The organism is Clostridium fungisolvens, assembly GCF_014193895.1.
Classification (GTDB): Bacteria; Bacillota; Clostridia; order Clostridiales; family Clostridiaceae; genus Clostridium_AR; species Clostridium_AR fungisolvens.
This window is the reverse complement of sequence record NZ_BLZR01000001.1, coordinates 4998811-5011873: the sequence shown is the minus strand read 5'-3', so window position 1 is coordinate 5011873 and position 13063 is coordinate 4998811. Positions and strand designations below refer to the sequence as shown.

Genomic DNA, 13063 nt, shown 5'->3' with positions numbered 1-13063 from the left:
CAATCAAATTTATAAATGAGAAGAAAATAGTTCTTCTATCATTGGTATATTCAAATCAATTCCTATTACAGAAACTCGTCTTGAATCTTTAGCTTTTATATAATTTATATTTATATAGTCATGAATGTAATCAAATTGAATCCACTTATCATCATCTAATTCAATAATTCCTTTAGCCCGTATAATAAGTCCAACCACCCTCTCATCTTTTAATTTATCTAATATAATCTTGATCTGCTCAATACTAAACCTATCTGTAATTTCTTTAGACCAGACTTCAAATACATCCTTTGCAGCACTATTGGTAGTTATTCTAGAATCTCTTATAACATGCGTAACGTTTAAAGTTTTTCTTGCTTGATTAGAGTCTCTCATTAAATCTTCTAGTCTTTGTTCGCAAACGGTTAGTATTCTTTGAGAAGACAATCTATCCCACGGTGTTGTTATTATAGAACATCTTGGATTTATCTTTCTGATGGCCATAACTACATGAGTAAGTTCCTGATCACTTGTATTTTGAGTTCTACTGAGTATTACAGTCCTAGCATTAACTATCTGATTTGTATAAAACTCTCCAAAATTTGTTATATACATATCAAAATTTTTTATATCAACCACCACAGCTTGGATATTAATTTTCTTATTTCCTATAGTCCCACGTGTTCTAACAAGTGATACTACTTTTGATAGCTTTGCTACACCTGATGGCTCTATGATTAATCTATCTGGATTATACTCTTTTAATATGTCATCAATACTTTCAACAAAATCATTAGCTATACTACAGCATATACAACCAGATATAAGTTCTTTTACTTTTATATCATTTTCACAGAGTAAAGAACCATCTATACCTACTTCACCATATTCATTTTCTATAACTACTACTCTTTCCTTATATAATTGTTCGCTAATGAGTTTTTTTATCAATGTAGTCTTACCTGACCCTAAGAAGCCTGAAATTATGTCAATCTTCATTTATAATGTCCCCCTTATATATTTCTTAGGAAATAGAAGTCTTAAATATAAATTAAGTTTAAAATTTATACATATCCACAATTGCCCATTTTATTGCCTTAATAATTATATTCATCTTATATAATTATTTATACTTATCTAATGGATTTTAAATTATATATTATTAAATACAAAGCCCTAATAACAACATTATGTAACTCAGTTATCATTCAATAGTTTTTATTATTTTAATTATTTTATTATTTTATTAACAAAATAATTCAACAATTGTAAATATGAGATAATTAAAGCTTTTCCTACGTCCACAAAGATATTTCGCCTTTTTTAACCAAATTCCCAAAAAAATGAAACTTTATATATTTACTCGAAAGATATAATATAAATTAAACTCTTTAATCTGTTAACTTAAACCATTGTATTACTGTGGTTTAAATATTCTCTGGCCAAGAATTTTGGGGCAATAATTCTGGTTTAAGGGACATTTATTTAGAGTTATAAACAAGTCTATAAAAAGGGGGAACTAAAATGAAGAAAAAAATTATTTCATCTCTAATAGCTTTATCAGTAATTACCACATATGCGGCACAGGCTAAAGCATTAGAACCAAGTATCAATACTAATGACAAAAAAACAGAGATAATGGACAAGCTTTCTAAATTAAGTGAAGGAAAGTTAAAAGCTGATCTTCATAAAAGTAATGAAAAGGATGGAAAGCTGCATGTCTTTGTTTCAGGAAAACTTTCAGAGAAACAAAATATTGACGAAAAGTCTGTTTTAACATTTCTTGAAGACAACAAAGCCTTGTTTGGTGTAAAAGGTGATTCTAATAACTTTAAGATTTTATCAATCAATAAGGATAATTTAGGATTTACCAATGTAAAGGTTGCTCAATTGATGAATGGTATACCTGTAAGAGGTGCAGAAATATTAGTTCAATTTAACAAAGACGGTATTGTTTCTAATATATCTGGATCAGTAGCCAATGATATAGATTCTCCAAAGTCATTGGTAACCTCAACCATAACAGATAAACAAGCTATTGATATAGCAAAAAAACAATTTAAATTTAACTCTTTAAGCAAAGACCCTACTGTTGAAAAACAAGTAATTGTATTAGATGGTAAGGCTTATGAGACCTACAAAGTTAACATCTATTATTTAGACCCAGAAATAGCTAACTGGGATGTATTTATTGATGTAACCTCTGGAAATGTAATTGATAAACAAAGCAAGATAAGATTTGATGGAGCTACTACCGGAACAGGAACTGCAGTGGATGGAAGCACTAAAGCATTAAACTTATATCTTTCTGGATCATCATATCAAATGATAGATACAACTAAACCAATGGCAGGTCAAATAAAGACTTATACTGCAAACAACAAACAAGTAGAACCAGGTACTCTAGTAGTTAACAGTTCTTCTACATTCAATACAACTGCTTTTAAGGCATCTGTAAGTGCTCATTATTTTGCAGGAGTAGTTTATGATTTTTACAAAAATCTTCTTGGAAGAAATAGTATAGATAATAATGGTATGTCAATAATATCAACAACACATTATGATACTGCATATAACAACGCTTATTGGGATGGCAACCAAATGGTTTATGGTGATGGTGATGGTACTACCTTTACCTACCTTAGTGGAGATTTAGATGTAATAGGTCATGAATTAACCCACGGAGTAACTCAATACACAGCTAATCTTAACTATCAGGATGAGCCAGGTGCCTTAAATGAATCAATGTCAGACGTATTGGGTGTGTTAATTGAGACATATGATAAATATAATGTTAAAAGCGGAGGAACATGGCAGTTTAACTCAGCTGATTGGGTAGTAGGAGATGATGTATATACTCCTGGAACTGCTGGCGATGCGTTAAGAAGTCTAGCTGACCCTACGTTATATGGACAACCAGCTACCTATAGTAACTATGTTCATACTACAAGTGATTATGGTGGAGTTCATACAAACAGTGGTATAACTAATAAAGCAGCTTATCTTGTTGCTCAAGCTCTTGGTTGTGAAAAAACTTCTAAGATATATTATAGAGGATTAACTACCTATATGACTGCATCAACAGATTTCCTTGGTGCTAGAAATGCTCTGGTAAAAGCTGCAACCGACTTATATGGAGCTTCTAGTGCAGAAGTAACAGCAGTAAATAACGCATTTACTACTGTTGGAATAGGTTCTACATCAGTAAGCGATCCATATGAACCAAATGACTCTACAAGCCAAGCCTATGCTATAACTTCTGGTACAACCTATAGTTCATATATAGCTACATCAACTGATAAAGATTACTATAAATTAAGTGCTACCGCTGGAAAACCTATAAGTATAAGCCTAACAAACTTACCAAAGGATTATGATTTATACCTATATAATAACAGTGGCACTTTAGTTGCAAAATCAATTAATGGTTCCACAACTTCTGAGAGTATAAGCTATACTCCATCAGCATCTGGTACTTACTATATACTAGTGTTTGGATATAATAGTGCTTATAGCACTGCTACTAAATACAATTTAAAAGCTACTTTTTAACAAGAAAAGCCGCTAATGTGATTTCATTAGCGGCCTTTTTGTTTTTCTATATTTCTTTAAATATGCTTTAAAGATTGTCAGGAGAATAAATTCAATTTCGTATTTAATACTATAAATTCATTATAAAGTCATCAAAAGCTTTTAAACCTGCTTCATCTCTCTTAAATACACCTGCATGCTCAAGAACCTTTATAAACTTTAATCCAACTTCTTGTTTAATTATTTTCTCAACATTAGTATCATCTATATTACTATATTTACAAGTTATATCTTCTGCCCACTTTTTATGCTTAAATATATTAGAATTCTCTTGAACACTTTGTATTTTCTCTTTATTTATTAAATACCCTTCTAACTCCTTCAACTCATCCTTCAACCTAGGTGGAAGTACTGCTAAGCCCATTACTTCTATAAGTCCTATATTTTCCTTCTTTATATGATGAAGCTCTTCATGTGGATGAAAGATTCCGAATGGATACTCTTGCGAAGTCCTATTATTTCTAAGCACTAAATCAATTTCAAATAAGTCTCCTCTTCTTCTAGCAATAGGAGTTATTGTGTTATGAGGTACATTTTCTGTAAATGCAATAACATCTACTAACTGATCAGAATAACTTTTCCATTTAGTAAAAATATAATCAGAAAACTTCGTTAGCTTCTCTATGCTATTAGATTGTAATCTAATAACACTCATTGGCCATTTTACCCTTCCTATTGATATTTCTTCAAAGCCCTTAACTGTATAACTTTTTTCGATAGGAGCTACAGCCATTGCAAATTCATAATTTCCACCTTGAAAATGATCATGTGTTAAGATGGATCCTCCTACAATAGGCAGGTCTGCATTAGAACCTATAAAGTAATGAGGAAACCTTTCAACAAATTGTAGTAATCTTACGAATGTACTTTTTGTTAACTTCATTTCTTCATGCTTATCTTTTAATACAATACAATGCTCATTATAATAAATATAAGGTGAATATTGAAGGTACCACGTCTCTTTATTAAGCTCTAATGGAATTATTCTATGATTTTGTCTTGCTGGATGATTTAATGTTCCTTCATAGCCTTCATTTTCCTTACATAAAAGACATTTGGGATATGAGCTTGATGGAATACTTTTAGCTTTTGCTATTTCTTTAGGGTCTTTCTCTGGTTTAGATAAATTTATAGTTATATCTATATCTCCATATTCAGTATTTACCTTCCAACTCAAATTCTTTTTGATTCTATCCATTCTTACATAATTGGAATCTATGCTCAGATTATAAAAAAATTCAGTAGCCTTTTTTTTATCTAAGTCATATAAAGAGTAGAACTTTTGTATTACTTCAGAAGGTCTACCTATAAGGCATCCCATAACTTTTGTATCAAATAAATCTCTAGAAACAAACCCACTATCTTTTAGAATATTATTGTCCAATGCCCAAGTGAGTATGTTATCTAATATAGGCTCTAATTCTTCAAATTCTTCGCCTGCTCCAATACACTCAAGTTCTTGCAACTGCAATACTTCCATTAATCTATTCCTTGTATATATCCTATCCAGTGAATCAATTAATTCCTTATTTATAGCATATTCTAATAGTCTTTCTATCTCTTTTGAAATATTTATATCCATTTCTTCATATCCCCTATAATTTAAAGTAGCTTTTTATTCCTCAAAGCCGTTTACATGACTCTCATGGAACTTCCAAGCAGCTGCTATTATCTCTTCAACATTATTATACTTAGGCTGCCAGCCTAAAACATTTTTAGCTTTTTCACTTGATGCAATAAGAACTGCTGGATCTCCAGCCCTTCTTGGACATACTTCTGCTGGTATTGAATGGGATGTAACCTTTCTAGCTGCATCTATCATTTCTTTAACAGTGAAACCACTGCCATTCCCTAAGTTAAAAACATCACTTTGCCATCCATCTCTTAACTTATTAAAGGCTAATATATGTGCATCTATAAGATCTTTTACATGGATATAATCTCTTATACATGTTCCATCCTTAGTATCATAATCTTCCCCATAAATACTTATCTTTTCTCTTTTATTTAAAGGTACTTGTAATATAAGTGGAATTAAATGAGTTTCAGGATTATGAGCCTCTCCTATTAACCCATTTGGATGAGCCCCTGCAACATTAAAGTATCTAAGTGCTATATACTTAAGTCCATATGCTTTATCAGCCCATTTCATCATCTTCTCCATGGCAAGCTTTGTCTCACCATAAGTATTAGTTGGTTCTGTCTTATTTGTCTCAGTTATAGGAATTATATCTGGTTCACCATAAACTGCTGCAGTTGACGAGAATACTATTTTCTTTACATCATTATCAACCATTGCTTGAAGTAAAACTTCAGTTCCATAAACATTATTATTGTAATATTTTAAAGGCAATTGCATACTTTCACCTACAAGTGAATTTGCTGCAAAGTGAATTACGCCTTCTATATTATTATCTTTAAAAACCTTATCAAGAAAACTATAATCTCTTATATCCCCTTCATAGAACTTAGCCTCCGGATGTAAAGCCTCTTTATGTCCAGTTTGGAGATTATCAACAACGACAACTTCTTCTCCTCTTTCAACAAGCTCGTACACACAATGAGAACCTATATACCCTGCTCCACCACAAACTAATATACTCACAACAATCATCTCCTACATATTATAGTTAAAATTTTACTACTTCTATAATAGTTTAACAGTTGTCCTTATAATTTTCTAGCACCATCGCCTATTTGAGCTACATAAAAGGTTGCTTCATATCCTATCTTATCTTTGTAATTAGAACCTACATTATTAATAAATTCTTCTACCGCATCATTGTTTACTATACTTACTGTACATCCACCAAAACCCGCTCCAGTCATTCTTGAACCTATAACACCATTTTGTGCCCATGCAAGTTCTACTAATGTATCAAGCTCTATTCCAGTAACTTCATAATCATCCCTTAACGATATATGTGAATCATTCATTAACTTACCAAATAGTTCTATATCTTTATTATTTAAGGCTTCAACAGCTCTTAATGTCCTTTGATTTTCATAAACTGCATGCTTAGCTCTTCTTATATTAACTTCATCTTTGATTAGGTGTTTATATTTTTCAAATTCTTCTTCCTTAAGTTCACCTAAGGACTTTATATCTAATTCTACTTGTAAGTCTTTTAATGCTTCTTCACACTGGCTTCTTCTTTCATTGTACTTTGAATCAGCTAGTCCTCTTCTCTTATTTGTATTTGCTATTACGATTGATGACCCTTCTATATCTAACTTAGCATAATCATACTTTAATGTATTGGTATCTAGTAGAATAGCACACCCTTCTTTGCCCATTCCTATAGCAAATTGATCCATTATACCGCAGTTTACTCCTATGAAGCTATTTTCAGCCTGCTTACCAATCTTTACCATGTCTATCATATCTAAATCAAAAGCAAATAAATCTTTTAATATTACTGCAGTAGCAAGTTCAATTGATGCCGATGAAGACAAACCCGCACCATTAGGTATATTTCCATAAAAAAGCACATCTAATCCACAATCTAGTTTATATCCATTTTCGCTAAATGCCCATAAAACACCCTTTGGATAGTTAACCCAGTCATGCTCTTTCTCATAAGTTAACTCATCTAATTCAAACTCTATTATTCCAAGATTCTCAAAGTTTTTAGAATACATTCTCACCTTTTTATCTGATCTCTTTTTTGCAATAGCATATGTCCCAAAAGTTAATGCACAAGGAAATACATTACCTCCATTGTAATCAGTATGCTCGCCAATGAGGTTTACTCTTCCTGGAGCAAAGTATACCCCCTCTTCCTCAGTTTCAAAAATAGCCTTAAAGTCATGTCTTAAACTTTCTACCATTATAAATTCCTCCCATAATAATTTAAAAATATATAAACTTACATCAATTTTATTTTCTAAATACTAACCGAAAAGGTTATCATGATTAAATTGTATATCTTTTTTAGTAAAACTTCAATACTTTTTTACTCATTTTTTACCTAGTTTTATAATTTTCTATATAGCAAAAAAGTGATCTAATACTAAAATTAACTTCAGTATTAAACCACTTTTTTTTATAAATCTTTATTTTATTCTATAGAACCTTATTTAAGAAATCTTTAGTTCTTGCATTTTGTGGATTGGAGAAAATATCTTTAGGATCGCCTTGTTCAACAATATATCCACCATCCATAAAAATCACTCTATCAGCAACTTCTCTAGCAAATCCCATCTCATGAGTCACTACTACCATAGTCATTCCTTCATTAGCTAGCTCTTTCATAACCTGCAATACTTCTCCAACCATTTCTGGATCTAGCGCAGATGTAGGTTCATCAAAAAGCATTATCTCTGGATTCATAGCTAAAGCCCTTGCTATAGCAACTCTTTGCTTCTGGCCACCAGATAAATTGTCAGGATACTCATTAGCTTTACTAGCAAGCCCTACCTTTTCCAAAAGTTCTAAGGCCTTCTTCTTAGCTTCTGCCTTACCCATCTTTTTTAGTTCAACAGGTGCCAATGTAATATTATCAATTACACTTAAATGAGGAAATAAATTAAATGATTGAAAAACCATTCCTATCTTTTCTCTTATCTTATTTATATCAATTTTTAAATCACTAATAGCTTCTTCGTCTATCAATACACTTCCGCCATCTATATCTTCTAATCTGTTTAAACATCTAAGCAGTGTACTTTTTCCTGATCCAGATGGACCTATAAGGCAAAGCACCTCACCTTGACTTACATGCAAATCAATACCTTTTAACACTTCCAACTTTCCAAAATGTTTCTTTAATCCATTAACTTTTATCATTTTACATGCTCCTTTCTATTCTCTTAGAGATGATTGAAAGCAATGTTATAATTAAGAAATACATTACTGCTACTGTACCCCATATTTGTGTTGACTTAAAGTTAGATGCAATTATTATTTCACCACTTTGTGTAAGTTCTCTTATTCCGATTACTGATAATATTGAAGTATCCTTTAAGGATATTATAAATTGATTTATTATCGCAGGAGTCATTCTCTTTATGGCTTGAGGTAAAATTACCTTAGTCATAGCTTTAGAATACGGAAGTCCTAAGCTTCTTGCAGCCTCCATCTGACCTTTATCCAAAGACTGTATACCAGCTCTAAATATTTCTGCCATATAAGCTCCGGCATTTAAGCTCAATGCCAAACATCCAGCAAACTCAGCTCCGATTTTTATGTCCAAAGCACCTGGAATGGCAAAGTAAATAAAGAAAGCTTGTACAATAAGAGGGGTACCTCTTATTATATCAATATAAATAACTGCTATTGTCTTTAATACCTTATTTTTAGATATATTTAAAAGACCAAATACTATTCCAAGTATAGATGCAAAAAATAACGAGATAACGGTAAGCTTAATAGTTACCGTTAACCCACTTAATAAACTTGGAAGGCTATCTTTAATTATAGAAAAACTATCCATTTAGAGCCTCCTATTACTTTTTGATATATTTTGCTAGTATTTTATCATATTCGCCATTTTCTTTAAGCTTCTTTAATCCAGCATTGAATTTATCAAGTAGTTCCTTGTTCTTGCCCTTAACTACTGCAAACCCATATTGATCTTTAGTTAATCTATCACCAACAACTTTTAAAGTAGGTGTAGAATCAGTTGAAATCTTATATGCTATAACTGGATAATCTTCAAAAGTAACGTCTGCATTTCCGTTTATAACTTCTTGGAACATTGATGGAGAATCATCAAAGTATCTTATAGTAGCACCATATTTATCTTTATTTTCTTCTGCAAATTTAGCACCAGCTGTACCTTTTTTAACAGCAAATATTTTACCTTTTAAATCATCTGCTGATTTTATCTTATCATTATCAGCCTTAACTACTATTGAAATACCTGCATCAAAATATGGGTCTGAGAAATCTAAAGATTTTTTTCTTTCATCAGTTATACTCATAGCAGCTATTGCTGCATCTATTTGATTTGAAGTCATACCAGGAATTATACCCTTAAAATTCATTGGCTTTAATTCATATTGAAAATTTTCACTTTTTGATATAGCCTCAAGTAGTTCCATATCTATTCCTATGTATTTTCCGTCCTTTTCATATTCAAATGGCGCAAATGTAGCATCTGTTGCAATGACATATTTCTTGCTTGTTCCTTCATCTTTCTTTGAACATCCAACAAAAGTAGCCCCTAAAATCGTAACTGCAGTAAGCAGTGCTAATGCTTTTTTTAACATTATTATTTCCCCCTCCATAATTTAAAAGACGCCCTTCAAAGGGTATAGAATACCCCTCAAAGAACGCCATTGTTCTTCATAATATTTTATAATTCTTTGCTTAACATAATAATATTATATTTACAAAGTGCAAGTTGGTCAAGTAATTTATTCATTTTTTCTTATAGTAATATTTTCATATATGTATAAATGCAATTGCATTGATATTTGTGTATTTATTTAGAATGTTTTCCCTATTTTATATATATATTAGAGTATAGTAACAACATAATATTTTGTCAGTAACAATTCATTGGAATTTTTTTGAAGTTGTATTATAATATTATTAATGTTTATATTAAAACTTAGTGGGTGATTTTATTGTCTAAAAATAATAATCTCTTTAATGATAATATTAAGCTTAAAGATATATTTATCGGTTATGCCAATGGTGAAAGTGAATCCACTGAAAAGAATTTCTTGGACTTATTTTATATAAATAGCAATTATGATGAAATAATATCAAATAAAAACAAATTCATAATTTCAGGACGCAAAGGAACTGGTAAAACAATACTAGCTAAATATATTGAAAAAAATTATGCAACCAATGGGTATCTATGCACCACTAGAAAAATAAGTGATTTTAATCTCCAAAGCTTAATTGACCTAAATGAAACAGTACTTCCTAAAAGTGAACTTTCAGCGTTTTGGAAATGGACAATCCTTCTGGAGATATGTAAGTTAATATTATCAGGTAAACCAAATCCACATAATATGAAAACAGTGTTTTACCATAATAGGTTAAAACGATTTTATTGCAATCTTTATTCAGATAGTATTTTTACAGTAAATTCTTATAGTAAAAGCAGCAATAATAAACTTGGTGGAATAGTAAAAATCCCTACCGCCTTAAATGAAATAAACACTTCTGCAGAAATAGCTTATAACATAACTAAAAACTTTCAAAAAAATAAGTATTATAATCTACTTAATAAACTAGATTGTTTGTTAAATAAATGTTTGCCAAACTATGATCTAATATTGATATATGACGATTTAGATGAGTTTCAACGGAATATGCAAGATGATTTTTCATATATAGACTTATTACTTTCATTAATTGCTGTTAGTAATGATATAAACTTAAGACTTATAAACACTAACTCCTCAAATAGTCGTATACTCATATTACTTCGAGATGATATTCTAAACATGCTTCATTTATACTCAGCTAATCTTAATAGGCTTATTGTTGATTCAGAAGTAAATCTAAATTGGCCAAAGAATAACTATAAGGATCCTTGGGACAATCCATTAATGGATATGGTTTTATCTAAAATTTCTGTTTCTGTAAAGGATTTTTCCAACATGAGCAAGGAGTGTATTTATAGAAGACTTTTTCCTGAAAAAATAAATCACCAAGAAGCCTCTGATTACCTTATGGATTATAGCTTCGGGCGACCAAGAGATATCATAAATTACTTAAACATTATAAAGAATACCTATCCTAATGCAAAATACTTTGGCTCTCAACTTTTTACTAGTTGTAAACCAACCTATTCAAGTAAATTTTTAAATGAATTAGAGAACGAATTATCTATTCATAACAACCCTAAAGTAGTACAAGAATCTCTAAATCTAATAAGAGATCTTAAATATCAAACCTTTGACTATGCTACCATAAAAAATTTCTATAATAAAAATGTCGCAAATTATCCAAACATAACTAGCATAGATAATTGTTTAAACTTCTTATATAAGTTTGGTGTTCTAGGTAACACGAAGAATATAAGCAGAAATATCAAAAAACCTAAGTATAAGATAACCTGGTGTTATGGAGATGGGGGCTCATCCAACCCTAACTTTTCAGAGAAATTTATAGTTCATTATGCTTTGAGAAAGAACTTTGGTATTTAGAAATAACAAAAGGCACCTTGGCAGGTGCCTTTCTTCACGGGCTCTTTCGTCCCAATTTTAACGGGCTCATTCGTCCCAGGATAATTGTTATTATCCTTCAATGTTTTATCTATATACAATATACTCTCGTACATTTTATATTGTTACCAAATTTTAAAATAATTATATTATATTATATTATATTATATTTACTAAGGAAACTTTACATTTAACCTCAAACCAATTTAAATTATATCACTGCATAATTAATTTATTCAATAGCAATTTACATTTTATTACTCTTAGCATGGTAAATTAATAGTTAACCTGGGAACTCTATAACTCACAACTCTACATTTATATTATTAAAAATACTATAATATGAATATTTTATACCTATACTAATTAGTTTTTCGCTATTGCTTATAATAAAATCTCATTATAATTTGCTAGAAACAAAAATTAAAACTGCTACACCTGAATCCAGTATAGCAGCTTCCTATCACTAAATAACTTACAAAATTATTCTTCATCTTCAGTTTTCAGCATCATACTTCTATATCTCTCATTTTTGCTGTAATAATTCTCTTCTAAAAATTTATGTGCTTTTTCAAAGTTATCCTGTCCATATATATATGATAACATTGAACATATACTAGACTTAAACCAAATTGAGCAAAAGCTTTCATCCAAAAGAAGATATTTAGGTCTGTTTTCATCTGGTTTATTTCCATCTGCACCTCTTATCTCAACTTCATCTTTTGAATTAATCAAGTAGTCGAAATGAGCTAACATACCTTGCATTATCTTTTCTCCAACTTCAGAATTCTCATTGGCGATTTGAACAAAATAATATGACCATGCAAAAAGAACATTTTCCTCCAAATTCATTCCAGCTACCTTATCACCTATAGTAGATTTAAAGTAATTGTACATAAATCCAGAAATCTTATTAGAATTCTCCTCAAATTTTTGAGCAAATAGGTTCATATCATAACCCACTAACATTTCTACCTTCTCCATATCTCTTCTCCCTCCATATATCCTCAAAAATAGGTACTAATTTATATAAAGTTATTTCTTTAAAAATAATTTATCGCACCATAAAACCACATCATATATATAACTCGTACATTTTTATAAACATAAAATTGGTTGTACCGTTTATACTTTAATATAAAAACTGTACATCTTTAATTATAGCACTTATATATAAATAGTTTGTACACTTTTTATTGCATTTCAATAAATATTACATATATTCCCAAAAATATTTCCCCTTTGACTTTTAAAATTATTCCTATAGATATTCCATTCCTATTATTTAAAAATACACCAATAATCTTATTAATTATTAATTGTATTTTTCTTGATAAATAAATTTTATTTGGAACTGTTGTAT

The 13063-nt window shown here is 30.2% G+C and carries 10 protein-coding genes; 2 read left to right on the top strand and 8 right to left on the bottom strand.

What is annotated here, in order from left to right; all coding sequences use genetic code 11:
• Window positions 1–9 precede the first annotated feature (9 nt).
• The gene (locus tag bsdtw1_RS22225) at window positions 10–978 is read right to left on the bottom strand and encodes a CobW family GTP-binding protein (protein WP_183279645.1); all 969 of its coding nucleotides are present in this window, start codon (window positions 976–978) and stop codon (window positions 10–12) included.
• 525 nt (window positions 979–1503) lie between these two features.
• On the opposite strand from bsdtw1_RS22225, the gene bsdtw1_RS22220 reads away from it, so the two are divergent.
• Window positions 1504–3531, top strand: coding sequence for a M4 family metallopeptidase (locus tag bsdtw1_RS22220; protein ID WP_183279644.1), 2028 nt, complete (start codon window positions 1504–1506; stop codon window positions 3529–3531).
• Window positions 3532–3640: 109 nt separating this feature from the next.
• On the opposite strand, the gene galT is transcribed toward bsdtw1_RS22220, so the two are convergent.
• From galT to bsdtw1_RS22190, 6 genes are all read right to left on the bottom strand, one after another.
• Entirely contained in the window at window positions 3641–5152 is a 1512-nt protein-coding gene (gene galT, locus bsdtw1_RS22215; protein ID WP_183279643.1) for a UDP-glucose--hexose-1-phosphate uridylyltransferase, read from the bottom strand.
• 33 nt (window positions 5153–5185) lie between these two features.
• Window positions 5186–6175: a UDP-glucose 4-epimerase GalE gene (gene galE, locus bsdtw1_RS22210; protein WP_205245295.1), complete on the bottom strand. Its 990-nt coding sequence runs from the start codon at window positions 6173–6175 to the stop codon at window positions 5186–5188.
• A gap of 65 nt (window positions 6176–6240) precedes the next feature.
• Window positions 6241–7401, bottom strand: a complete 1161-nt coding sequence (locus bsdtw1_RS22205; RefSeq protein WP_183279641.1) for a galactokinase — start codon at window positions 7399–7401, stop codon at window positions 6241–6243.
• 235 nt (window positions 7402–7636) lie between these two features.
• The gene (locus bsdtw1_RS22200) at window positions 7637–8359 is read right to left on the bottom strand and encodes an amino acid ABC transporter ATP-binding protein (protein ID WP_183279640.1); all 723 of its coding nucleotides are present in this window, start codon (window positions 8357–8359) and stop codon (window positions 7637–7639) included.
• A 1-nt stretch (window position 8360) separates the two neighbouring features.
• On the bottom strand, window positions 8361–9005 hold the full coding sequence (locus tag bsdtw1_RS22195) for an amino acid ABC transporter permease (RefSeq protein WP_183279639.1): 645 nt from the start codon (window positions 9003–9005) through the stop codon (window positions 8361–8363).
• A 13-nt stretch (window positions 9006–9018) separates the two neighbouring features.
• A complete protein-coding gene (locus bsdtw1_RS22190; RefSeq protein WP_183279638.1) occupies window positions 9019–9783 on the bottom strand; it encodes a transporter substrate-binding domain-containing protein in 765 nt (254 codons plus the stop codon).
• A gap of 360 nt (window positions 9784–10143) precedes the next feature.
• Here bsdtw1_RS22190 and bsdtw1_RS22185 point away from each other — a divergent pair, with 360 nt between their 5' ends.
• The gene (locus tag bsdtw1_RS22185) at window positions 10144–11682 is read left to right on the top strand and encodes a P-loop ATPase, Sll1717 family (RefSeq protein WP_183279637.1); all 1539 of its coding nucleotides are present in this window, start codon (window positions 10144–10146) and stop codon (window positions 11680–11682) included.
• 501 nt (window positions 11683–12183) lie between these two features.
• On the opposite strand, the gene bsdtw1_RS22180 is transcribed toward bsdtw1_RS22185, so the two are convergent.
• Complete coding sequence (locus tag bsdtw1_RS22180; RefSeq protein WP_183279636.1) at window positions 12184–12684, bottom strand: hypothetical protein; 501 nt, start codon at window positions 12682–12684, stop codon at window positions 12184–12186.
• Between the last annotated feature and the right edge of the window lie 379 nt (window positions 12685–13063).